The organism is Nocardia puris (assembly GCF_003315035.1).
Classification (GTDB): domain Bacteria; phylum Actinomycetota; class Actinomycetes; order Mycobacteriales; family Mycobacteriaceae; genus Nocardia; species Nocardia puris.
In genome coordinates this window covers 15,172-38,805 of the sequence record NZ_QNRE01000013.1, presented here as the reverse complement: position 1 = coordinate 38,805, position 23,634 = coordinate 15,172, and the positions used below count along the sequence as shown (strand labels likewise).

Sequence of the window (23,634 nt, the reverse complement as noted above, 5' to 3'; positions counted from 1 at the left end):
GGACTGAGCCGCGGCGGATCAGCATGTGAGGTCGGGGGCTCGGGTCGGTACTCTCTGTCCGGTGACCGATGCGACCGGCCTGATGCGGATGATTCTGGTCGATCCCGACCAACCTTTCCCCGCTGTCGAGCTCGCGGATCCGACCGGACTGGTCGCGGTGGGTGGGGATCTGTCGCCGGAGCGGCTGCTGAGCGCCTACTCCGCCGGCATCTTTCCCTGGTACAACCCCGGCGAGACGATCCACTGGTACTGCCCGCATCCGCGCAGTGTGCTGGTGCCGACCGATCTGCGGGTGACTAGGTCCTATCGCCGGTCCGTCGCCCATGCCGACTACACGGTGACCATGGATCGCGCGTTCGCCGAGGTGATGGCGCAGTGCGCCGCGCCGCGCGCCGATGACGACGGGACCTGGATCGGCCCCGACATGATGGCGGCCTATCTTCGGTTGCACCACCTCGGTCATGCGCACTCGGTGGAGGTGTGGCGCGACGGTGATCTCCTCGGCGGGCTCTACGGCGTCGCCCGCGGCCGCAGCTTCGCGGGCGAGTCGATGTTCTCGCGCGCCCGTGACGCCTCCAAGATCGCGCTCTACTGGCTCTGCGCCCAGCTGGCCGCCTGGGATTTCCCCCTCATCGACTGCCAGATGACCACCGGCCACCTCACGTCCCTCGGCGCGATCGAACTCTCCAGGGCGGACTACTTGCATGTGCACAGCCGAGCAGTCGCCCGTCCGGGTCTCATCGGTGCCTGGGAGTTCGAGATCCCGGTTCCCGACTCTCCCGACCACTTACCGGAATGAACCGATGCGGCAGATCGGTCGGCGCAGTGGTGATCCGTTCGCGTCCCGGCGAGTTCGAGCAAGTCGCCGACGAGGGTCGTGACCGAATGTGAGCGACTCGAACACCCCGATATCGACGTCGTCGTCGATCCGAACGACGTCCCCGACCGACCGACCACCGAGCAAGGCGCGGCGCGCCTTGCCCTGCTCGCTCGCGCCGCCGCACACCTCGGCAACAAGCGAGTGACGCTGCGATTCCACACCGCACCCGACCGCGATTCGGGGCACCGACGCGGTAACCGCCGTTCGCACCGCGCGCACCGCTGCGCGGCACGGCCCCGCGGAGCGAGACCTGTCGGCGCACCGACGACGAGTCCGAGCCACGGTCGCAGCTTGTCGTGCGGCGCGAGGGTGCGTACCGCCGCGGCAGATCCGGTGCGCGGAGTTCGATCAGCGACCTCCGTCTCCTCGACATCGGTGGCGCCGGGCGCCCGGATGACGTCGGATGATCGCATCCGGCACGGTTCGCGGACATCGCCCGGCCCGAGCACTTCGAATTCGGCGTCGCCGATGACGGTGAGGTCGACCTCGGCGCCGACCGTGGTGTTCCCGCGCAGCCGGGCACCGCCTTCGGTGCCGAAGAGAAGGCGGCGGTGGCGCTGTCTCGCGAAGTCGGTGGGTCACCCGGGACAGTCACTCAGCGGGCCGGGACATCCGTCCATGCCGCGACCCGCGCGGAGCCACGCGGTTCAACGTTCGTCCGGGTAGCCCCACTCCAGATCGATCTTCGCCTCGGGCGCGACGCCGAGAATGGCCGCGGTGACATCACGCTCGAAGGTCTTGCTCCACTCCGCGAATCCCCGCACGATGATCGGCCCGTGCTCGCTGCACGCCTTGACCCAAGGTGGGTCGTGGAACACGCCGATGCACATCCACGAGTCGATCCCGTGGTCGTTCAACACCTTCTGCACCGCGACCTCGACGGCGTCGGCTTCGTCCGGGGAGGCGAGCTTCTCGATGTACAGCGATAGATGAATGTTCACGGACACAGGCGAAACTGTACGGGCTCCACCATTTTCGTGTGCGTCGAGACCTTCCCCTGATCCCTGACGGTCCTGTGCCCGGAGGTGCACGGCAATTCCGGGTGGGCCTTTGCGGCGCAGCGGACCAATCCCGCGAGGGCCGCGTGGTGGCCGAACGTGTTACGGGTTTCGCCGAGCCGGGAGATGACCATCTGCCGGTCGCCCCCGACGTCACGGTTGGTGGCGATGGGGCTAGTTCGCCGAATTAGGTGGGTGCGGATGGTACGTCGCCGATGGCGTTGCCGGCGGCCCAGCGGGCTCGGGCGCTGATGTTCTTCGCGGTGTCGAACTGGGTGAGCGGTGCGGGGTCGGCTCGACTCCGACGTACGGAAACGCGTCGGCGAGGGCGGGATTACCCGGATTCGGAAAGAGCTCGACGATGGCGACGGACTCTTGCGAGCCGAATGCGAGCGCCGCGGCGGAAGTCCGCAGGTCGGCCTTCACCTCGGCGATCTTCTCGTCGAACGTGGCGAGCGGTCCGGGGCCGCCCACGAAGTACTCACCGGTAACCTCACCAGCGATTATAACGATCCCATAACGCTCAATATGAGGGGCACTCATGTTTCCTACGCGTTGGTAACCAGAGGGACCTGCGGGTTCAAACATGAGGAGGGGTCATGTTTTCTCGGATTCTGGTACCTGCGTACGGGAAACTTGCGTGTGACTCGGCGTACGAGCCACCAAACGTGAGGATTTCCTCATGATTTTGTGTCATTCTCGGCCCATCAGGCCCACAGGTTGAGGAACATCCGCGCACCCCCGACGCAGCGGCGTGCCGGCACGGGCATGTCGCCAGGAGAAGGAAGTCGAAGCGTCTTGACGATCAACAAGAGCACCGAAACCGGAGCCGCCGCGAACGCGAAGGTGGCCGGCCGCGCCCCGCTGCTGGATCGTTTGCTGAACGGCACTCCGTATGCGCTGGCCTTCGGCGGGCAAGGTGCGCGGTGGTTGGGTGAGCTGGAGGAGATCGGCCGCGACAGCGCGCTGGAGCCGGAGCTCACCGCACTGGTGAACGAGGCCGCCGCGCTGCTGGAACCCGTTGCGGCACAACTGCTCGTCGTGCGTCCCGTCGGGTTCGACCCCGTCGCGTGGATGCTCGAGGACGACCTCGCCGACGCTGATCAGGGGGAGACTTCGGCCGCGCCGTCGGAGCAGATCTTGCGCGCCTCGGCGGTGTCGATGCCGGGTGTGCTGCTGACCCAGCTGGCCGCGCTGCGCGCGCTGCGCCTGCAAGGACTCGATCCGGGCGAGCACGCGCCCGTCGCTGTGATCGCGCACTCCCAGGGCCGCCTGGCCGCCGAATCGCTGAAGCACAGCGGCACGCGCGACGCGGAACTCCTCGCCATCGCCCAACTGATCGGCGCCGCGGGCAGTCTCGTCGCGCGCAGGCGCGGTCTGATGCCGGTGGGGGAGCGCTCCCCGATGGTCGCCGTGTCGAACGTGGACCCGGCCGTGCTGGCCGAGGTCGTCGCCGAAGTCGCCGCCGGCGTGGACCCGGCCGCCGCGCCGGTCGTCTCCATCCGCAACGGGCGCAGGCGCGCCGTGCTCTCGGGCACGCCCGCCCAGCTGGCGCGGGTGCGTCAGCACTGCGCGGGCATCCAGGAGGAGCAGACCCGCGCCCGCGAGGCCAAGCAGCGCGGCGGCGCGGTGTTCGCGCCGGTGTTCGAGGATCTCGCGGTGGACGTCGCGTTCCACCACCCGGCGCTGGCCGAGACCGTGGACATGGTGTCGGGCTGGGCCGGGCAGTGCGGGCTCGACGCGGAGCTGGCGGGTGCGCTGGCGCAGGACATCCTGGTCGATCCGGTGGACTGGGTGGCGGCCGTCGACGGCGCGCTCGCGGCCGGTTCGGAGTGGATCCTGGACCTCGGCCCCGGCGATCTGCTGACCCGCCTCACCGGCGGTTCGCTCAAGGGCACCGGCGTCGGTATCGTGGCGGCCGCGACCCGGCCGGGCCAGCGCAGCCTGCTCACGCCGGGCGCCGCACCGGAAGTGCCGCGCGCCTGGGCCGATCACGCGCCCCGGCCCGTGCGCCTGCCCAACGGCCGCATCGTGGTGGAGACCGCGTTCACCCGCCTCACCGGCCGTTCGCCGATTCTGCTCGCGGGCATGACCCCCACCACCGTCGACGCGAAGATCGTCGCGGCGGCCGCCAACGCGGGCCACTGGGCCGAGCTGGCCGGCGGTGGCCAGGTAACCGAGCAGATCTTCGCCGACCGCGTGGACGAGCTGAAGACGCTGCTGCACCCCGGCCGCGCGGTGCAGTTCAACTCGCTGTTCCTGGACCCCTACCTGTGGAAGTTGCAACTGGGCGGCAAGCGCCTGGTGCAGCGCGCGCGCAGCGCGGGCGCGCCGTTCGACGGCGTGGTCGTCACGGCGGGCATCCCCGAGCTGGAGGAAGCCGTCGCGCTGATCGGCGAGCTCACCGAGGTGGGCATTCCGCACGTCGCGTTCAAGCCGGGCACCGTCGCCCAGATCCGCGCGGTGCTGCGCATCGCCGACGAGGTGCCCGACTACCCGGTGATCGTGCACATCGAGGGCGGCAAGGCCGGCGGGCACCACTCCTGGGAAGACCTGGACGACCTGCTGCTCGAGACCTACGCCGAACTGCGCAACCGCGAGAACGTGGTGGTGTGCGTCGGCGGCGGCATCGGCACCCCCGAGCGAGCCACCGAATACCTGACCGGCGCCTGGTCGACGGCGCACGGCTATCCGGCCATGCCGCTGGACGGCGTGCTGGTCGGCACCGCCGCTATGGCGACGCTCGAGGCCACCACCGCGCCCGAGGTCAAGCAGCTGCTGGTGGACACCCCCGGCACCCCCGACTGGGTCGGCGCGGGTACCGCCTCGGGCGGAATGGCCTCGGGCCGTAGCCAATTGGGCGCCGACATCCACGAGATCGACAACGCCGCCTCGCGCACCGGCCGCCTGCTCGACGAGGTCGCGGGCGACGCCGACGCCGTGGCCGCCCGCCGCGCGGAGATCATCGAGGCGCTCGACGCCACCGCCAAGCCGTACTTCGGCGACGTCGCCACCATGACCTACGCGGAGTGGCTGGAGCGCTACGTCGAACTGGCCGTCGGGCTGGACCGCCGCAAGGACTTCGACTGCGGCAGCGATCTGGGCGAGGCCATCCTGGACGCCACCCGCTCGGTGTGGCTGGACATCAGCTGGCGCGACCGTTTCGCGGAGATGGTGCGCCGCACCGAATCCCGGCTCAACCCGGCCGACCGCGGCGAGATCGCCACGCTGTTCGCCGACGACGACGCGTTCGAGCGTCCCGTCGACGCGCTGTGCACGCTGCGCAAGCGCTACCCGTCCGCCGAGCGGACCCTGCTGCACCCGGCCGACGTGCCGTTCTTCGTATCGCTGTGTAAGACGCCGGGCAAGCCGGTCAACTTCGTGCCGGTCGTCGACGCCGACGTGCGGCGCTGGTGGCGCTCGGATTCGCTGTGGCAGGCTCACGATCCGCGCTACTCGGCCGACCAGGTGTGCGTCATCCCGGGCACCGTGTCCGTCGCGGGCATCACTCGCGTGGACGAGCCGGTCGGCGAACTGCTCGACCGCTTCGAACAGGACACCGCGTACTCGCTGGTGCGCGCGGGCGTCGTCCCGGCCGCCGTGGACGGGCGCCGTCGCGCGGGCGTCACCTCCGGTGTGCTCGACGTCGTGCTCGCCGCCCCCGACGTGCAGTGGGCCGGGCGCACCACGCTCAACCCGATCCACCGCCTCGGCGATCTGGGCGAGTGGACCGTGGACGAGCAGGGCGCGGTGCACCGCCCCACCGGCGCCACGCTGACGCCCACCACCGGACCCGAATCCGACCACGCCTACGTGGAATTGACGGTCCCGCTGCTGCGCCGCGACGCGGTGCGCCTGCGGATCACCGTGCCGGCCTCCAGCTACAACGGCGGCGCGCCCGTCATCACCGAGGACGACGCCGAGGCCGCCATGTCGGCGCTGCTGGCCGTCGCGGCCGGGCAGTCGCTGCCCGAGGTCAAGGGCGGCGCCGCGCACGTGAACGTGGCGTGGACCCCGGACCTGATCGCCGACCACGCGGGCGTCACCGGCTCGGGCCTGCCCGCGAACCTGAGCACCTTGGGACGCACCGTGCCCGACGTGCTGGTCGGCGCGTGCTGGCCCGCCGTGTTCGCCGTGCTGGGCGCGACCCGCACGGCCGACGCCGCGTCGGTGATCGAGGGCATGCTCGACCTGGTCCACCTGGATCACCGGATCGAGCTGCTGCGCGAATTGCCCACCACCACCAGCATTCTCGTGGTGCGCGCGGAATCGGCCTCGGTGCTCGACACCGATCTGGGCCGCGTGGTCGAGGTGCGGGTGAGTGTCGGCGAGATGCGCGACCAGGGCCTGGACGTGGTGCCGCTGGCTCAGCTCACCGAGCGTTTCGCGATCCGGGGCCGCAACGGCGCGGGCGAACTCACCGATCCGCCGCGCGCCGCGGGCACCGCGGAGTCGGCCACCGACACCCCGCGCCGCCGTCGCCGCGACGTCACGATCGTCGCGCCGCGCGCCATGGACGCGTTCGCCACGGTCTCCGGCGACCACAACCCGATCCACACCAGCGACAACGCCGCCAAGCTGGCCGGGCTGGGCAGCCCCATCGTGCACGGCATGTGGCTCTCGGCCGCCGCGCAGCACGCGGTGTCGGCCGTGGACGCCGAAAGCTCCGTTCCCGCACGGACTCTCACCGCGTGGACCACCCGCTTCCTCGGCATGGTCCGCCCCGGCGCGGAGATCGACGTGCGCGTCGAGCGGGTCGCCGTGGACGCGGGCGCCGAGATCGTGGAGGTCTCCTGCCGCACCGGCGGCGACCTGGTGATGACCGCGACCGGCCGCACCGCCGCCCCCCGCACCGTCTACGCGTTCCCGGGCCAGGGCATCCAGCGCAAGGGGATGGGCCTGGACGCCCGCACCCGGTCCAAGGCCGCCAAGGAGATCTGGGACCGCGCCGACAAGCACACCCGCGAGGCGCTGGGCTTCTCCATCCTGGCCGTGGTGCGCGACAACCCGACCTACCTCAAGGCGCGTGGCGTCGAGCACCGCCACCCCGACGGCGTGCTGCACCTGACGCAGTTCACCCAGGTCGCGATGGCGACCCTCGGCGTGGCGCAGGTCGCGGAGCTGCGCGAGGCGGGCGCCTTCGTGGAGGGCGCGATGCTGGCCGGGCACTCGGTGGGCGAGTACAACGCGCTCGCCGCCGTGGCCGGGGTGCTGCCGCTGGAGGCGGTGCTCGAGGTGGTGTTCCAGCGCGGCTCGGCCATGCACGAGCTGGTGCCCCGGGATGCCAAGGGCCGCAGCGACTACCGGATGGCCGCCATCCGCCCCTCGCAGATCGGCCTGCCCGACGACGAGGTGATCGACTTCGTCTCCGGCATCTCCGAGCGCACCGGTGAATTCCTCGAGGTCGTGAACCTGAACCTGCGCGGCTCGCAGTACGCCATCGCGGGCACGGTCGCGGGCCTGGAGGCGCTGGAGACCGAGATCGACCGCCGCCGTGCCGAATTCGGCGGCAAGCGGGCGTTCATCCTGGTGCCCGGCATCGACGTGCCGTTCCACTCGACGGTGCTGCGCAAGGGCGTGCCCGAGTTCCGGCACAAGCTCGAGCAGCTGCTGCCCGAGGATCTGCACCCGGAAGTCCTTGTCGGCCGCTACATCCCGAACCTGGTACCGCGCCCGTTCTCGCTGGAGCGCGCGTTCATCGCCGAGATCGCCGATCTGGTGCCCTCGGAGCCGCTGGCCGCGGTGCTCGCCGACTTCGAGTCGTGGGCCGCGCGCCCGACCGAGCTGTGCCGCGTGGTGCTGATCGAACTGCTGGCCTGGCAGTTCGCCAGCCCGGTGCGCTGGATCGAGACCCAGGACCTGCTGTTCACCGACACCGCGCACGGCGGCCTCGGGGTCGAGCGGTTCGTGGAGATCGGTCTCGGCGCCACGCCGACCGTGGCGAACCTGGCGAGCCAGACGCTCAAGCTGCCCGCGTTCGGCACCGCGACCGTCGAGGTGCTCAACGTCGAGCGCGAAGCCGCGATCGTGTACTCCACCGACACCGATCCCGCCCACGTGGACGAGCCGGAGGAGACCGTCGCCGAGCCGGCCGCGCAGGCCGCCGCCCCGGTGGCCGCCGCCGCGCCCGCCCCCGCGGCGAGCGCGGGCGGACCGCGCCCCGACGACATCGCGTTCACCGCCGCCGACGCCACCCGCGTGCTCATCGCGCTGTGGACCAAGCTGCGGCTGGACCAGATCGGCCCGGTGGACACCATCGAGGGCCTGTGCGACGGCGTCTCCTCGCGCCGCAACCAGCTGCTGGTCGACCTCGGCTCCGAGCTCTCGCTCGGCGCGATCGACGGCGCCGCCGACGCCGATATGGGCGCGCTCGCGGCCACCGTCGACCGGCTGGCGCGCACCTACAAGCCGTTCGGCTCGGTGCTCTCCGATGCCATCAACGACCACCTGCGCAAGGTGTTCGGTCCGTCGGGCAAGCGCCCGGCCGCCGTCGCCGAACGCGTCAAGAAGGTGTGGGAACTGGGCGACGGCTGGGCCAGCCACGTCACCGCCGAGGTCTCGCTCGGCACCCGCGAGGGCGCCAGCGTGCGCGGCGGCGATCTCGGCGGACTGGTGCCCGGCGCGCTGGGCGACGCGGCCTCGGTGGACGCGGCGATCGACGCGGCCGTGCAGGCCGTCGCGGCGCGGCGCGGCGTCGCGGTCTCGCTGCCCAGCGCGGGCGGCGGTGGTGGCGCCACCGTGGACGCAGCCGCGCTCGGCGAGTTCACCGAGCAGATCACCGGCCGCGACGGCGTGCTGGCCTCGGCCGCGCGCGTCATCCTCGAACAGCTCGGCCTGGCCGAGCAGGCGTCCGCGCCGGAGGCCACCACGGATTCGCTGGTGGATCTGGTCTCGGCCGAACTGGGTTCGGACTGGCCGCGTCTGGTCGCGCCCGCCTTCGACGCCCGCAAGGCCGTGCTGATCGACGACCGCTGGGCCACCGCCCGCGAGGACCTGGCCCGGCTGTGGCTGCTCGACGACGCCGACTCCGCCGACGCCTCGGTCGAGAGCTACCTGGGCGCGGGCGAAGCCGTTGCCGCGCAGGCCAACTGGTGGCGGGAGAAGGCCAAGCACGAGGCCCGCTCGGTGCTGGCCGGCCGCTACGCCCGCATCGCCGAGGCCGCGCTGAACACCGAGGACGCGGGCCTGTGGTCCGACGACGTCGCGGTGATCACCGGCGCGAGCAAGGGTTCCATCGCCGCGGCGGCCACCGCGAAGCTGCTCGCCGGTGGCGCGACCGTCGTGGTCACCACCTCGAGCCTCGGCGACGAGCGCCTGGCCTTCTACAAGCAGCTCTACCGCGACAATGCCCGCGACGGCGCGAAGCTGTGGGTGGTGCCCGCGAACATGGCCTCCTACCAGGACGTGGACGCCCTGATCGACTGGGTCGGCACCGAACAGGTGGAGACCGCGGGCGGTGCGAAGGTGAAGGTCAAGGACGCCCTCACCCCGACGCTGCTGCTGCCCTTCGCCGCGCCCCGCGTGGCGGGCGATCTGGCCGACGCGGGCGCGCGCGCCGAGATGGAGATGCGCGTGCTGCTGTGGTCGGTGGAACGCCTCATCGGCGGGCTGTCCAAGCTCGGCGCCGACCACGACGTGGACGCGAAACTGCATGTGGTGCTGCCGGGTTCGCCCAACCGCGGCATGTTCGGCGGCGACGGCGCCTACGGCGAGTCCAAGGCCGCGCTGGACGCGGTGGTGGCCAAGTGGCGCGCCGAGAAGTCGTGGGCGGCGCGGGTCACGCTGGTGCACGCGCTGATCGGCTGGGTGCGCGGCACCGGGCTGATGGGCCACAACGATCCGATGGTGGAGGCCGTGGAAGCGGCCGGCGTGCAGACCTGGTCGACCGCCGAGATGGCCGACGAACTGCTCAAGTGGTGCACCTCGCGGGCCCGGCAGGTCACCGCGACCGGCCCGCAGCAGATCGACCTCACCGGCGGACTGGCCCGCGCCAAGCTGGACCTGCCCGCGCTGGCCAAGCAGGCCGCCGAGCAGGCCGCCGCCGCGGACGAAGCCGACACCGATGCGGCCGTGACCATTCCGGCGCTGCCCGCGCCGCCCACCGTGAGCTCGGCGCTGCCGGTGCCCGAATGGGGCGAGGTCGCCGCCGATCTCGCCGACATGGTGGTCATCGTCGGCGCGGCCGAACTCGGCCCGTACGGCTCCTCGCGCACCCGCTTCGAGATGGAGGTCTCCGACGAACTGTCCGCGGCGGGCGTATTGGAACTGGCGTGGACCACCGGCCTGGTGGTCTGGGAGAACGAGCCCAAGCCCGGCTGGTACGACGCCGAATCCGGCGAGTACGTCCCGGAATCGGAGCTCGCCGAGCGCTACCACGACGTCGTGGTCGCCCGCTGCGGTGTGCGCCGCTACGAGGACGACGCCGCCATGGTCGACAACACCGCGCCGCTGATGACCTCGGTGTTCCTGGACAAGGATCTGACCTTCACCGTCGGCGGCGAGGCCGAGGCCCGCGCCTTCCACGCCGCCGATCCCGAGCACACGGTGATCACCCCCGTCGAGGGTTCCGGCGACTGGTCGGTCACCCGCAAGGCGGGCACCGAGATCCGGGTGCCGCGCAAGGCCAAGCTGTCGCGCGTGGTGGGCGGCCAGATCCCCACCGGCTGGGATCCCACGGTGTGGGGCATCTCCGCCGATATGGCCTCGTCGGTGGACCGGGTGGCGCTGTGGAACATCGCCTGCACGGTGGACGCGTTCGTGAGCTCCGGGTTCAGCCCCGCCGAGCTGATGAGCTGGGTGCACCCGAGCCTGGTGGCCAACACCCAGGGCACCGGCATGGGCGGCATGTCCTCGATGCGCTCGCTCTACATCGACAACCTGCTCGGCGAGCCGCGCCCGAACGACATCCTCCAGGAGGCGCTGCCCAACGTGGCGCTGGCGCACGTGGTGCAGTCCTACGTGGGCAGCTACGGCGCGATGGTGCACCCGGTGGCGGCCTGCGCCACGGCGGCGGTGTCGGTCGAGGAGGGCGTCGACAAGATCAAGCTCGGCAAGGCCGAACTGGTCGTGGCCGGCGGCTACGACGATCTGGGCATCGAGGGCATCGTCGGCTTCGGTGACATGTCGGCCACCGCCGACTCGGCGGCCATGCGCGCCAAGGGCATCAGCGACCGCTACTTCTCGCGCGCCAACGACCGCCGCCGCGGCGGGTTCGTGGAATCGCAGGGCGGCGGCACCGTGCTGCTGGCCCGCGGCGACGTGGCGCTGGAGATGGGCCTGCCGGTGCTGGGCGTGGTGGCCTACGCGCAGTCCTTCGCCGACGGCGTGCACACCTCCATCCCGGCGCCCGGCCTCGGCGCGCTGGGCGCGGGCCGCGGCGGACGCGAAAGCCGTTTCGCCGCCGAACTGCGCAAGCTCGGTGTGCGCCCCGACGAGATCGCGGTGGTGTCCAAGCACGACACCTCCACCGCCGCCAACGATCCCAACGAGTCGGAGCTGCACGAGCGGCTGGCCGCCGCGGTCGGACGCTCCGAGGGCGCGCCGCTGTTCGTGGTCTCGCAGAAGAGCCTCACCGGCCACGCCAAGGGCGGTGCCGCCGCGTTCCAGCTGATCGGCCTGTGCCAGGTGCTGGAAAACGGTGTGGTGCCGCCGAACCGGAGCCTGGACTGCGTGGACGAGAAGATGCGCGCCTACCCGCACCTGGTGTGGCCGCGGCAGCCGCTGCGGTTCGGCGACCGGTTCCCGCTCAAGGCGGGCCTGGTGACCTCGCTCGGCTTCGGGCACGTGTCGGGTCTGCTCGCGGTGGTGCATCCGGAGGCGTTCCTCCAGGCCATCGAGCCGGGGCGGCGCGACGAGTACCGGGAGGCGGCGCAGCGGCGTCAGCTGGCCGGGCGCCAGCGCATCGCCGAGGCCATGTGCGGCGGCGCCCCCCTGTACGAGCGGCCGGCCGACCGGCGTTTGGGCGCCGACGGCACCCCGTCCGACCAGGTGCGTCAGCTCGAGGCCGACGTGCTGCTCTCGCCGCGGGCGCGGCTGGGCGCGGACGGCGCGTACCGCACCGACGGGTTCGGCTGCGGGGCGAGCGCGGTGATCGTCGGGCAACTCGACGGCGAAGGCACTGCGGCGCAGTAACTCCGGCCGTTACCCTGCACTCCAGGCCGCTGTACGTCCGGCGGCGCGGCCCGGCGAACCCGCCGGGCCGGGTGACACGGAGTGCGGCCGCGCCGCGGCCGCACTCCACCGAGGGTCGAGGAGCGCAGTGACCATCTTGGGGATCGGCCTGGACTTGGTGACCATCTCCGAGTTCGCCGAACAGCTCGAACGATCGGGCACCACCATGCTCAGGGAGAGTTTCACCGCGGGCGAGCGGCGCTACTGCCAGAGCAAGGGCACCGATCCGGCGCGCAGCTACGCCGCGCGCTGGGCGGCGAAGGAGGCGGTGCTCAAGGCCTGGGCGTCGTCGCGGTTCGCGCGCCGCCCGCAGATCGGCGACAACCCATACCCGCTGATCGAAGTCGTCAACGACGCGTGGGGCAGGCCGAGCATCAAATTGCACGGGCTCGCCGCCGAATTCCTGCCGCGCGCGCGGGTGCATCTCTCGCTGACCCACGACGGCGACACCGCCGCCGCGATGGTCGTGCTCGAGGATCCCGGCGAACTCGCCGACCTCATCGAGGGCCGCGTCGGCTGAGCGCCGCTACTTCTTCTGGCTGGCGGAGCGGGATTCCTTCTCCGCCACCAGCAGATAGGCGACCATCAGGCGCTTGAGTTCGGACACGGCCTCGGCGTGCGACTGTTCGTCCTGCACCGAGAAATTCAGCATCGAGTACACGACGTGCACCAGCACCTCGGCCATCATGGTGCGCCGCGCCCGGTGCGTGCGCGGGGTGAGCGGGCGCAGCATCTGCGAGACGACTTCGGCGAACTGCTTCTCGTGCAGGGCGCCGGTCGCGCGGGTGGACGGCGTGGACTGCATGGCCAGCCACACCTCGCGCCGCGACGGGTCGGTCATCCACAGGCTGGCCAGGTGGTCGACGAACTGGTTCATGTGCCGCAACCAGTCCAGCGAGGGGATCTCGCCGTGGAAGTCGGCCAGCTCCTGCGAAACCGCGACCAGGTCTTGGCGATTCAACTCGCAGACGATCACGTACTTGTTGGCGAAGAACTGGTAGAGCGTGCCGATCGGCACCTCGGCGCGGGCCGCGACCTCCTCACAGGTGAACGATTCGAAGCCCACCTCGACCAGCAATTCGCGGGAAGCCTGCAGCAGCGCGTCGAATTTCCGCTTGCTGCGCTCCTGGGTCGGCCGCTTGCGCGGCATCAACTCCTGCGGGTCGTCCTGCAACTCCAACGCGGGGTCCAGGTGTCGCTTCACCGGCTTCGCCCTGGTCTCCGTGTCCACTTCCACAGACCCAGGCTAGCGGTACCGGCACGTGGGCAACACGCGCATGCGAGTCTGCGTGTCCGACTCTGTCACATTTCACCACCCATCCACCGCCGTGACGGCTCCGAACACCAACCGAGCGTGCGTGCATCGCGCGCTCGATTCACCCGCTTGTCAAGGGGTTGCGCCCTCCACGCACGCGAGGGCGATCCGTTCGGTGTGGTCACTGGGGAAGGCGAATCTGTGGTAGCTCGATCTGTGATAACTCTCGGCGTTTCCACCGAACGCGGCGCCGTGCACGCGGTGGCGCTCGGTGACGGCGACGGGAAGATATCCGACCGGGTGCTCGCGCACCGGGTCGAGGAAACCGGCGGCGACGGCAAAGCCGACGTGGCCGCGGCGGTGCATGCAGCGATGGACCATGTCGCCGGCGAGGTGGACGGTGAGATAGCCGGGGCGGCCGTGGCGTATCGCGACGCGGCCGAACGCCGCGCCGTCGTCACGGCGCTCGCGGCGACGCCGTGGCACACCGCCTCGCTGCTGTCGGCGAAGTCGGCGCACCTGAGCGCGTCCGGCGCGATGACCTGGCTCGACGAATTCGACAACCTGCTGCTGTGCGAGGTGGTGCCGGGCCACCAGGCGTTCACCCTGGTCGACCGCGCCCGCAGCCGGGTGCTCACGGCGGTGGCGCAGACCGGTGGCGCCACCCCGGAATCGCTCGGCGCGGCCGTCACCGCGGCGCTGGATCAGATCGAGGCGGCGGCGGTGCGGCCCGACGCGGTGGTGCTGATCGGCTCGTCGGCCGACACTCCCGCCGTGCGCGCGGCGGTCGAGCGGTTCGGCGCGCCCGTGCTGCCGTGTCCGATCGCGACCACGGCGTCGGCACTCGGGGCGGCGCTGTTCGCCATGGACGACGTCCCGGGCGCGGTCGTGCCGATGCCCGAGGCCCGCGCGCGGCGCGGCGGACGCCGGGCGGGCGCGCTGTTCGCGGTGGCGGGCGTGGTGGCGGCCGGTGCGGTGGGCGGCGCCTGGTCGCTGTTCGACGGTTCGGCGCCCACGGTGGTGGATGCGCGCACCACCGCCGACTCGCGCGTGGTGTCCGACAGCGGCTCGTCGGCGGGTCTGAGCACCGGGTCGACGGTGCGGCCCGGTGAGCTCCCCGAAGGCCTCGTGCCCGACGAACGTCACCCCGCGCAGGGTCCGGCCCCCGTGGTGAAACCACAGGCGGCGCAGAGCGTTCCGGGCGACGCGGCCTGGGCGGTGCAACAGTGGGGGAGCAGGCCCCTCGCGCTGGAGGACGCCGTCGCGCCCACGGAGGTCGCGGGCGAGGCCGACTCGGTTCCGGTGCCCGGCACCGGGATTCCGTCGTCCGGTCACAGCGACCCGGCGTTCCGCGGCGACGAGCCGCTGCCGCCCGCGTTCACCCCGGAGGCACAGCGGTGGTGGGACAACCACTTCCGCCTGATGCTGCGCTGGGGGACCGACCAGGTCGTGCACTGACGCTCTCGTCTCGGAAGGACAGGAGTCTCGGAATGCCCGGCATCACGGCGATGCCGGGCATTTCGCGTGGTGCGGCCGGTGGGAGCGTGATGTCACGTGACCCGGGCCGGCACGGGATCGGCGGTCAGGGGCGACCGTGGTGAGGCCGGAGCCCGGGTTTCCCGACGGTTTGGGAGCATTCGCGACGGCCGTGCGGCCCGACCGTCAGTTGGCGGTGCGGCGGCGGAACAGCGCGCCGGCCGCGAGGTAGCCGACGAGCCCGAGGCCCGCGCACCACAGCACCGCCAGCCACGCGCTGTTGCCGATGGGGGTGCCCATCAGCAGGCCGCGCAGCGTTTCGATGATCGGGGTGACCGGCTGGTTCTCGGCGAACGCGTGCAGCGCCGTCGGCATGGTCTCCGTCGGCACGAACGCGCTGCTGACGTAGGGCAGGAACATGAACACGAACGTGATCCCGTTCGCCGCTTCGGGATTGCGCGCCAGCAGGCCGAACGCGGCCGCCAGCCACGACATCGCGACCACGAACATCCCGATCACCGCGAACGCGGCGAGCCAGCGCAGCGGATCGCCGGTGGGGCGGAAGCCGAGCGCGACGGCCGTGGCGATCACCAGCGCCGTGGTGATCAGGTTGCGCAGCAGGCTTTCCGCGACGTGCCCGGCGAGCACGGCCGACCGCGCGATGGCCATGGTGCGGAAGCGGTCGATGATGCCCTCGGCCAGGTCGGTGGACAGTGAGACGGCGGTGGTGGCGGCGCCGAACGCCGCGCACAGCAGGATGATGCCGGGCACGACGTAGTCGATATAGGGGCCGGGTCCCACGTCCATCGCGCCGCCGAAGACGTAGACGAACATCAGCAGGATCACGATCGGCAGCGCGAACGTCACGATCATGGTGTCGGGGCTGCGCAGGGTGTGGCGCAGGCTGCGGTCGAACATGGTGCCGGAATCCTGCGCGGTGCGCAGGGCGCGGACGGCGAGGGTCGGTGCGGTCATGGTGAGGGGTCGCTTTCTCGTCACGCGGCTTTGCCGGCCGCGGTGGGGTGCCCGGTGAGGGCGAAGAACACATCGTCGAGGTCGGGGGTGTGGACGGTGAGCTGCTCGATGGTGACGTCCGCGTCGGCGAGCCGGTCGAGCAGGAGTTTCATCTCGACGGCCGCGCCGCCCGACGGCACGGTGAGGGTGAGTTCGGCGGGGTCGGCCTGGGCGTTCGCGACGGCGCGGGCGGCCGCGGCGAGGGTGGCGTGGTCGGCGAACCGCAGCTTGATGTGCCCGCCGGGGACCAGCCGCTTCAATTCCTCGGCCGTGCCGTCGGCCACGATGCGGCCGCCGTCGAGCACCGCGATGCGGTCGGCGAGCTGGTCGGCCTCCTCCAGGTACTGCGTGGTGAGGATGACGGTGGCGCCGTCGGCGGTGAGTTCCCGGATGGCCGTCCACAGATCGCGGCGGCTGCGCGGGTCCAGGCCGGTGGTGGGCTCGTCGAGGAACACCATGCGCGGGCGGCCCATCAGGCTCATCGCCAGGTCGATCCGCCGCCGCATACCGCCGGAGTAGGTGGACACGGGCCGGTCGGCGGCTTCGACGAGGTCGAAGCGCGCGAGCAGATCCGCACTGCGGCTTCGGGTCTCGGCCGCGCCGAGGTGCAGCAACTTGCCGGTGAGCCGCAGGTTCTCGGCGCCGGTGAGCACGTTGTCGACGGCCGCGTACTGGCCGGTGACGCCGATCAGGCGGCGAACGATGTCGGGTTCGCGCAGCGGGTCGTGGCCGAGCAGGCGCACCTCGCCGCGGTCGGGCTTGCTCAGGGTGGTGAGGATGCGCACGAGCGTGGTCTTGCCCGCTCCGTTGGGGCCGAGCAGGGAGTACACGGTGCCCGCGGCGACGTCCAGGTCGACGTTGGTGAGCACCGTGTGCGCGCCGAACGACTTGGCCAGGCCGCGCACGGTGAGGGCGGGGTGGGGGGACATGCGATCTCCGTTCAAAACTGTTTATGAGATAAACTCAGTTTATAGAGTAAATAGTTTTGTGGCGCAAGGGAAGCCCGCCGGGGCCCGGATAGAGTCGGAGTGTGCGAAGGAGGTCGAGGCGATGACGCCGGGCGAAGAGGTGCTGCCCAAGTCGGTGGCGTTGATGTGGGGGCTGGAGCGCGAGGGCGGTCGCGGGCCCAGACGCGGGCTCACGCTGGACCAGATCCTCGACGCGGCCATCGCCGTCGGCGCGGCGGAGGGCTACGCGGCGATGTCGATGAACCGCGTCGCGCGCGAACTCGGCTTCACCGCGATGTCGCTGTACCGGTACGTGGACAGCAAGAGCACGCTGGCGGAGATGGTGCTCGACCGCGTGGTGGGGTTGCCCCCCGAGATCGGGCCGGAACTGTCCTGGCGGGAAGGGCTTTCGCTGTGGGGGCGCACCGAATACGAGGTGCTGGGCCGCCACCAGTGGGCGCTGGACATCCCGCTCGGCACGCCGCCGCTCGGGCCCAACAACATGGCGTGGCTCGAGGCCGGGCTCGGCACGCTGTCCGGCGTGCCGGTGCCGGAATCGGTGAAACTACAGCTGGTCATGAACCTGTCGCTGTACGTGATCGGCAGGCGGCGCATGGCGCGCGACATCGCCGCCGACCTCGACGCCGAAATCGACTTCGACGAGCCGATGCGTCACTTGCTCGACCCGCAGCGATTCCCCGCGCTGCTGGCCGCGTTCGCCGAGCGCGCCTTCGACAACAAGGACATCGACTGGGCGGAAGCCGATTTCGTCTTCGGCCTGGACCGCCTACTCGACGGCTACGAGGCGTTCCTCAGTTCTTATGGACGCTGACTACACCGACAGGTCGCGGCGGAGTTCGTTGTACTGGGCGCTGCATCGCTCAACACTCACCTCTCGCCGAGTCGTCGCACGGGCGGTTGCCCGTGCGGGGCTCGAACCGTAGCGATCAGGGCATCTCGAGCCCGTTCGCGAAGTTCGGGCGGAACGGCCAACCATGATCTGTGCAATGGATCGCGCAACTGCGTGACGAGGGATTGGACCCGTCGGGAATCGCTTCCCGACATCTCGCGGGCGTACGCGCGTGGGTTGGCGATCGCGCATGCCAGCAAGGCCGCATCGTCGAGATGGCGGTCTCGGTCGCGTGGATCCTCGAGGTAGGCAGCACCTTTGAGAACCAGCGCGCCCAAAACGTTGGGCACACTCACGGTGATGGTCTGGCCGTCGGATACTTCGATGTCGCAGTTCACGGTCTTGCGGAGAGCTGACGTGCCGGCCGGGATGCGAAATACCTCGTGGCCGGCCACGGTCGGGCGACGGCTCGGCGCCAGGTGATCAGCGATCATGACATCGACTTGCTGGTGTCCCCGCAGGAATCGGTGCACGGGCGCCTTCCGGGTGTCCGGGAGGCGAAGCTCATAGCCGACTGATTCCAGTGCGTACCGTGCCTGGCCGAACGTTGTTGCACCGGTTTCGATATGCAACACCATGTCGATATCGATGGTCGCCCTGTGGATCGGCAGGTTGGCGTGTACGGCGTGGATTTGGATCATCAGGCCGCCGACCAATGTCCACAGGTCGCCGGGAAATACGGAGACGAGCTCGGTCACCTGCGGCCATGGTGGACCCCAGCCGCCCGCCGGTGCCGGAATACGCCAGCGCGCGCGGGCGGTGCTATCGGTCATGCTGACGCATCCTCTCGAGCAACTCGGTGAGCTCGTTGTGTCCCGCCCGACTCTCGCGGGTGTCCAGCGATTCGGTCAGATCGACAGCGACGGCCGCCCACGGAGTGTGGCCGCCGAGGAATGCGCTCTCGAAAGTTGTTGTGCGGAGCGCTATCTCACCTGCTGGGTCGGGGACCAGGTGGAAGTGGTCGACCAGCGGTTCCAGCTCGGATGCCGGGACGTACCCATCAACTCCTGTCGGCTCGGAGGTCAGCTCGAAGCGCTGCCAGAGGGGGTGCCGTGTTGCTGACGATCCGGTCACCGCGATGTAGTTCGGCAGGTCGTGCGTGGCTTCCGAGTCACCTCGGAAGCGATGGACGACAGCTCGGTTGGCGCTCAGGTGAGTGAGCTCCTCCGGGGCCATTCTCCGGAGCCGGTGAATGAGCCGGGTCCGCTCGGCAGAAGACGCCCATACGGGATCGGATCCGGACAGCAGGCTCAGCGCACTCCATGCCGTGCGCTGAGTCCATATCCGCCCGGGATGTCGGCGCTGCCTGACGAGTCGATGTACCGAGCCGGCATCGACCAGCAAGGTTCGTCCGACGCGTCTTGCCACGTCGATCCGACCGGAGGATGCCATGCGGGCAACCTGCCGTGGCGTGACACCCAGCAGCTCGGCCGCCTGCGAGGTCGTCATCTCGCTCATACACATATAGTCTCCCAAGAGACCATATGTGTAAATAGATAATGATCAGATCCTATCTGTGACCCTCTTTGCTACTACACCGACAGGTCGCGGCGGAGTTTGGCGACGTGGCCCGTTGCGCGGACGTTGTACTGGGCGACTTCGATGCGGCCCTGCTCGTCGACCAGGAAGGTGGAGCGGATGACGCCGGTGACGGTCTTGCCGTACATCGTCTTCTCGCCGAAGGCGCCCCAGGCCGTGAGCACCGCCTTGTCCGGATCCGACAGCAGCGGGAAGGTGAGGCCCTCCGCGTCGCGGAACTTGGCGAGTTTGGCGGGCTTGTCGGGAGAGATGCCCAGGACCTCGAGGCCGGCCTCGTTCAGTTCGGCGAGGTTGTCGCGGAAGTCGCAGGCCTGCTTGGTGCAACCGGGTGTGGACGCGGCGGGGTAGAAGTAGACGATCACCTTGCGGCCGCGGTAGTCGGCGAGCGAGACCTCCTTGCCGTCGGCGTCGGGCAGCGTGAACGCGGGGGCGGTGTCGCCGGGGGAGAGTCGTTGGTTGGTCACCCTGTGCACGGTATCGGACCGGTCCGACGCCGGACCGATACACTCGAGCGCGAGCCCCGCTGACAGGCGGACCTCGGCCGGTGCGAACACCGCGGCCGGTCCGCGCCCGGCGGCACGCCCATCGACAGGAGGACAGACGTGGCCAGGGATACCGAGCGGATCGAGCGGGAGATCGAGGAGGCCCGAGCCCGGCTCGCGACCACCCTCGACGAGATCGCCGTGCGCGCCGATCCGCAGCGGATCGCGAACGACACCAAGAGCCTGGTGGTCGCCAAGCTGAACGAGCCCAAGGTGAAGTACAGCCTGATCGGCGCGGGTGCGCTGGTGGTGGGCCTGGTGCTCGTCAAGCTGTTCCGCTGACCCGATCAACGACAGAACCCCCGGTGCGGTGCGAGCCGCGCCGGGGGTTCTCGTCTGTCGGCGGTGAATCAGACCGTCGGGCAGGCGAATCCGTCGCCGTCGGGGTCCAGGTGCGGGCCGTAGCCCGGCTCCCCGCGGAAGATCGGGGCGCGACCGGCCGCGCGGGCCTCGTCGCAGTTGCGGAACGCACCGCCCGCGGAGCCGGTCTGCGACAGGCCCGCCGACCCGGTGGCGGCCGAGCCGGTGTCGATGGCGGAAGAGCCGGTTCCCGCGGAACCGGTGTTGGCCAGGGCGGCCGGGGCCGCGAGGACAGTGAGTCCCACCGCGGCGACGCTGACGGTGAGCCGGCGAACGTTCATGTATTCCTCTGTTTGTGCTGCGGTCGGTTGTTCGGCGCCCGACGAGCGGCGCCGCACCCACTGTCGCGACGGGCCGCGCCGTTGTCAACCGAGCCATCCCCTAATCGGCGCGAATAGGGGATGGCAGCACGGAGCGGTTATGTGCCGAGGCGCTTGCCCGTCAGGTGCTCGGCGGGGATGTTGCCCATGCGGCCGGACTGGAAGTCCTCGATGGCCTGGATGATCTCTTCGCGGGTGTTCATCACGAAAGGCCCGTACTGGATGACGGGTTCGCGCAGCGGTTGCCCGCCCAGTAGCAGGACCTCCAGATCGCCGGTCTGATTGTGCTGGCGATCGTCGGCCGCGACCGTGATCGCGTCACCGGGGCCGAAAACCGCTAGTTGACCTTCGGCGACCGGCCTGCGGTCCTCGCCCACCGTGCCGCTGCCCGACAGCACGTACACCATCGCCGAGAAGTGTTGCGGCCACGGCGTTTCCAGTTGTCCACCCGGGCTCACCGACGCGTGCGCGTAGGCGATGGGCGTGTGCGTCGATCCCGGACCCTCGAATCCGCCCACTTCGCCGGCGATCAGCCGCACCAGCGCGCCGCCGTCGTGCGAGGAGACGAGCGTGAGTTCCGAGCCGCGCAGATCCTGGTAGCGCGGCGCCGCGAACTTCATGGCGCGCGGCAGGTTCACCCACAGCTGGATGCCGTGGAACAGCCCGCCCGTGACGACCAGCTCCTCCGGCGGCACCTCGTCGTGCAGGATGCCCGAGCCCGCGGTCATCCACTGGGTGTCACCCTCGCCGATGGTGCCGCCGCCACCATTGGAGTCGTGGTGCACCATCGTGCCGTCGAGCATGTAGGTGACGGTTTCGAAGCCTCGGTGCGGATGCCACGGCGCGCCCTTGGCCTCGTACGGCTCGTAGGTGACCGGGCCCATCTGGTCGAGCAGGATGAACGGGTCGGCGGTGCGCAGGTCCACACTCGGGAACGGACGGGTCACCTCGAAGCCCGCACCCTCGCGCTGCTTGTGCGCGGTGACGACCTGCTTGACGGGTCGCCGGCGCAGGGTCTCGTCCGGGCGAGGCAGGCGCGGCAGGACCAGGATGTTGTCGACGGCGATGGCGGGCATGGGGTCCTCCTGTTGCGGTTCCCTCAGTTGGTGTCCATGTCAACCATATGCGTACTAGGATCATTCCCGTGGTGCGATGGTTGAACGACGACGAGCAGCGGACCTGGCAGGCTTATATCCGGCTGCGCCAGCGCATGGACGCGGCCCTCGCCGCCGGGCTCGCCCGCGACGGCCTCTCGGCGGCCGACTACGAACTGCTGGTCTCGCTCTCAGCCGCGCCGGAGGGGCGCCTGCGCGCCAAGGATCTGGCCGCCGAGGTGTGCTGGGAGAAGAGCCGCCTCTCCAAACACCTGGCCCGCATGGCCGCGCGCGGCTTGGTCGATCGCAAACCCTCGGAAGAGGACGCCCGCGGGATTGTCGTCGAACTCACCCCGGCGGGTCGTGCAGCACTGGAGCGCGCGGCGCCCAACCATGTGGAGCTGGTGCGCCGGCTGTTCATCGATCAGCTCTCCGACGCCGAAGGGGCGGCGTTGCGGTCGTTGTCGGATCGGGTGAGCGCGACCGTCGAGGAGACGACGGACCTGGCGGACGTGTGATCCGCGATGGTCTCCGCGCCGCCTGTTCGCGGATTCGCGGGATCTCGTCGATGACAGCTCGTTCGGCGGCCGCCACGTACTTCACGGCGGCCTCCTATATGGCGCGCAGGCCCCAGCGGTGCGTTCGCTGGTGAGGGTCATCGCGCGATCGCAGCGAACGGCGCCGACGCGGTCAGCCAGTTGCTGAACTCGCACGCCAGGTGCCACTGGTGCTGGTGGATGTTCCTGGCGGGCACCGCGGCGGGGAACTGCACGCTCAGCAGTGCCTCCAGCGCGCCGTCGCGGTCGCGGAACTGGTGCCGGACTCCGCCGATGACCAGTCCGTCGTCCAGCAGAGCCGTGCCCGCGATCTGGACCGGATAGGCCGGGTCGACCGGGGCGGTGATGTCGTCGGTGAGCCGATAGTCGACGAGGAAGCGGGTCGCCGCGGGGGAGCCGCCGGTGGTCTCGACCACCTCCTGGCGTCCGTCGGGCAAACCCCGTAGCAGGTAGTGATCCGGGCACGCGGCGTTCATCGCGCTCTCGTCGTCGACAACGACGAGATTCTCGAACCAGGCGGCGAATCGTTCGGCTGACAGGCCCGGCGCTCGCAGATGGGTGACCGAGTACTTGACTCGGCCCCGGCTCGTCGCGACCGCGATCCGGGTGATCCGTTCCGACACCGCCAGTTCGCGCTCGAGTATCCACCAATTCCGTGACGAGCCCGCCGACGGGTTCTGCAGCCAGCTCGAAGTCGCGTGCCCCGCGGCGCTGCCCAAGCTCTATATCGCCGAGCATCGATGCCTTCGCGACCCTCGCCGACGAGGTGGCCGCCGCGCTGTACATGAGTCCGGCATCTGGCGTGCGAATTCGGCAACTGGATCTCGCCTGCCTGCGCTGAGAGCACGCGTGGCCGCGCGTCCCGGCCCGCGGAGTGGGCACGCGCGTACCGGTCGAGTAGAACTTGGACCATGGAGCAGGGCCGCGAAGCCGACGACCAGATCCCCTCGGCCCCGGTCCCGCGCAAGCGGACCGGGGGCCGTTCGGCGCGGGTGCGCCGGACGGTGCTGACCGCGACCCTGGACCAGGTCATCGAACACGGCATCGAGGGATTGACCGTCAGCGACATCGCCGCCCGGGCCGGGGTCGCCGAGACCACGATCTACCGCCGCTGGGGCACCCGTACGGCGCTGATCGCCGCGGCGCTCGCCGAACTGGCCGCCGCGGCGAACCCACTGCCCGACACCGGCGCGCTGCGCACGGATCTGCGGGTGCTCGCCGAACAGGTGTCGCACCTGATCGAACAGCCGGGGATCGGCCGACTGGTGGGGACCACGATCGCGCTCTCGGCCGATCCCGAGGTCGACGCGGCCCGGCGCCGGTTCTGGAGCGACCGGTTCGAGCTCAGCTCGCCGGTGGTCACCAGGGCGATCGAGCGCGGTGAACTCCCGCCGGACACCGAACCGGCGCCGGTCCTGGAAACCCTTGCCGCACCACTGTATTTCCGCGTTCTGGTCGGCGGGAGACCCATCGACGACGCCTTCCTCACCCGCTGCATCGAGGACACCCTCACGCTGTACGGTCATCGGGACTGAGCGCCGATCCTCGTGATCGCGGTGGTGGCAGCCATCT

At 70.5% G+C, this 23,634-nt stretch carries 19 protein-coding genes; 8 read left to right on the top strand and 11 right to left on the bottom strand.

From position 1 onward, the window contains the following. The first annotated feature begins 61 nt into the window (after positions 1–61). On the top strand, positions 62–799 hold the full coding sequence (aat, locus tag DFR74_RS26420; protein ID WP_232331727.1) for a leucyl/phenylalanyl-tRNA--protein transferase: 738 nt from the start codon (positions 62–64) through the stop codon (positions 797–799). Positions 800–1,527: 728 nt separating this feature from the next. On the opposite strand, the gene DFR74_RS26415 is transcribed toward aat, so the two are convergent. Together DFR74_RS26415 and DFR74_RS35600 are read right to left on the bottom strand one after the other, a co-directional pair. Then, a complete protein-coding gene (locus tag DFR74_RS26415) occupies positions 1,528–1,827 on the bottom strand; it encodes a hypothetical protein (protein WP_067508511.1) in 300 nt (99 codons plus the stop codon). A 225-nt stretch (positions 1,828–2,052) separates the two neighbouring features. Further along, positions 2,053–2,421 carry a hypothetical protein gene (locus DFR74_RS35600; RefSeq protein ID WP_147265938.1) on the bottom strand — a complete coding sequence of 123 codons (369 nt, stop codon included), beginning with the start codon at positions 2,419–2,421 and terminating at the stop codon, positions 2,053–2,055. Positions 2,422–2,676: 255 nt separating this feature from the next. Between DFR74_RS35600 and DFR74_RS26405 the strand changes: the two genes are divergently transcribed. Continuing rightward, on the top strand, positions 2,677–12,009 hold the full coding sequence (locus DFR74_RS26405) for a fatty acid synthase subunit beta domain-containing protein (protein ID WP_411720116.1): 9,333 nt from the start codon (positions 2,677–2,679) through the stop codon (positions 12,007–12,009). A 127-nt stretch (positions 12,010–12,136) separates the two neighbouring features. Beyond that, positions 12,137–12,568 carry a holo-ACP synthase AcpS gene (acpS, locus tag DFR74_RS26400; protein WP_067514116.1) on the top strand — a complete coding sequence of 144 codons (432 nt, stop codon included), beginning with the start codon at positions 12,137–12,139 and terminating at the stop codon, positions 12,566–12,568. 6 nt (positions 12,569–12,574) lie between these two features. Here acpS and DFR74_RS26395 read toward each other — a convergent pair whose 3' ends face one another. After that, the gene (locus tag DFR74_RS26395; protein WP_407675251.1) at positions 12,575–13,198 is read right to left on the bottom strand and encodes a TetR family transcriptional regulator; all 624 of its coding nucleotides are present in this window, start codon (positions 13,196–13,198) and stop codon (positions 12,575–12,577) included. A gap of 306 nt (positions 13,199–13,504) precedes the next feature. Between DFR74_RS26395 and DFR74_RS26390 the strand changes: the two genes are divergently transcribed. Next, positions 13,505–14,761: a hypothetical protein gene (locus DFR74_RS26390; protein ID WP_147265937.1), complete on the top strand. Its 1,257-nt coding sequence runs from the start codon at positions 13,505–13,507 to the stop codon at positions 14,759–14,761. A gap of 204 nt (positions 14,762–14,965) precedes the next feature. On the opposite strand, the gene DFR74_RS26385 is transcribed toward DFR74_RS26390, so the two are convergent. Both DFR74_RS26385 and DFR74_RS26380 read right to left on the bottom strand, forming a co-directional pair. Further along, a complete protein-coding gene (locus DFR74_RS26385) occupies positions 14,966–15,754 on the bottom strand; it encodes an ABC transporter permease (protein WP_067514114.1) in 789 nt (262 codons plus the stop codon). Positions 15,755–15,774: 20 nt separating this feature from the next. Continuing rightward, positions 15,775–16,722, bottom strand: coding sequence for an ABC transporter ATP-binding protein (locus DFR74_RS26380; protein WP_067514113.1), 948 nt, complete (start codon positions 16,720–16,722; stop codon positions 15,775–15,777). A gap of 121 nt (positions 16,723–16,843) precedes the next feature. Here DFR74_RS26380 and DFR74_RS26375 point away from each other — a divergent pair, with 121 nt between their 5' ends. Continuing rightward, positions 16,844–17,572: a TetR/AcrR family transcriptional regulator gene (locus DFR74_RS26375; RefSeq protein ID WP_067514112.1), complete on the top strand. Its 729-nt coding sequence runs from the start codon at positions 16,844–16,846 to the stop codon at positions 17,570–17,572. A 56-nt stretch (positions 17,573–17,628) separates the two neighbouring features. Here the strand turns inward: DFR74_RS26375 and DFR74_RS26370 are convergent, their stop codons facing one another. The 3 genes from DFR74_RS26370 to bcp all read right to left on the bottom strand — a co-directional run bounded on the left by DFR74_RS26370 (position 17,629) and on the right by bcp (position 19,653). Beyond that, the gene (locus DFR74_RS26370; RefSeq protein WP_067514111.1) at positions 17,629–18,423 is read right to left on the bottom strand and encodes a hypothetical protein; all 795 of its coding nucleotides are present in this window, start codon (positions 18,421–18,423) and stop codon (positions 17,629–17,631) included. After that, positions 18,413–19,108: a helix-turn-helix domain-containing protein gene (locus DFR74_RS26365; RefSeq protein WP_067514110.1), complete on the bottom strand. Its 696-nt coding sequence runs from the start codon at positions 19,106–19,108 to the stop codon at positions 18,413–18,415. Before DFR74_RS26365 ends, DFR74_RS26370 begins: the two co-directional genes overlap by 11 nt. 74 nt (positions 19,109–19,182) lie before the next feature. After that, positions 19,183–19,653 (bottom strand): thioredoxin-dependent thiol peroxidase, encoded by a 471-nt coding sequence (gene bcp, locus DFR74_RS26360; RefSeq protein ID WP_067514120.1) that lies wholly within the window; start codon positions 19,651–19,653, stop codon positions 19,183–19,185. Positions 19,654–19,791: 138 nt separating this feature from the next. Between bcp and DFR74_RS26355 the strand changes: the two genes are divergently transcribed. After that, on the top strand, positions 19,792–20,013 hold the full coding sequence (locus DFR74_RS26355) for a DUF3618 domain-containing protein (protein WP_067514109.1): 222 nt from the start codon (positions 19,792–19,794) through the stop codon (positions 20,011–20,013). A 68-nt stretch (positions 20,014–20,081) separates the two neighbouring features. Here the strand turns inward: DFR74_RS26355 and DFR74_RS26350 are convergent, their stop codons facing one another. Together DFR74_RS26350 and DFR74_RS26345 are read right to left on the bottom strand one after the other, a co-directional pair. Further along, positions 20,082–20,372: an excalibur calcium-binding domain-containing protein gene (locus tag DFR74_RS26350; protein WP_067514108.1), complete on the bottom strand. Its 291-nt coding sequence runs from the start codon at positions 20,370–20,372 to the stop codon at positions 20,082–20,084. A 137-nt stretch (positions 20,373–20,509) separates the two neighbouring features. Beyond that, positions 20,510–21,487: a pirin family protein gene (locus tag DFR74_RS26345; RefSeq protein WP_067514107.1), complete on the bottom strand. Its 978-nt coding sequence runs from the start codon at positions 21,485–21,487 to the stop codon at positions 20,510–20,512. Positions 21,488–21,555: 68 nt separating this feature from the next. Here DFR74_RS26345 and DFR74_RS26340 point away from each other — a divergent pair, with 68 nt between their 5' ends. Beyond that, complete coding sequence (locus tag DFR74_RS26340; RefSeq protein ID WP_232331921.1) at positions 21,556–22,023, top strand: MarR family winged helix-turn-helix transcriptional regulator; 468 nt, start codon at positions 21,556–21,558, stop codon at positions 22,021–22,023. Between the two features lie 137 nt (positions 22,024–22,160). Here DFR74_RS26340 and DFR74_RS26335 read toward each other — a convergent pair whose 3' ends face one another. Further along, positions 22,161–22,781, bottom strand: a complete 621-nt coding sequence (locus DFR74_RS26335; RefSeq protein ID WP_084538190.1) for a hypothetical protein — start codon at positions 22,779–22,781, stop codon at positions 22,161–22,163. A gap of 192 nt (positions 22,782–22,973) precedes the next feature. Between DFR74_RS26335 and DFR74_RS26330 the strand changes: the two genes are divergently transcribed. Beyond that, a complete protein-coding gene (locus DFR74_RS26330) occupies positions 22,974–23,597 on the top strand; it encodes a TetR/AcrR family transcriptional regulator (RefSeq protein WP_067514105.1) in 624 nt (207 codons plus the stop codon). Positions 23,598–23,634: the final 37 nt, after the last annotated feature.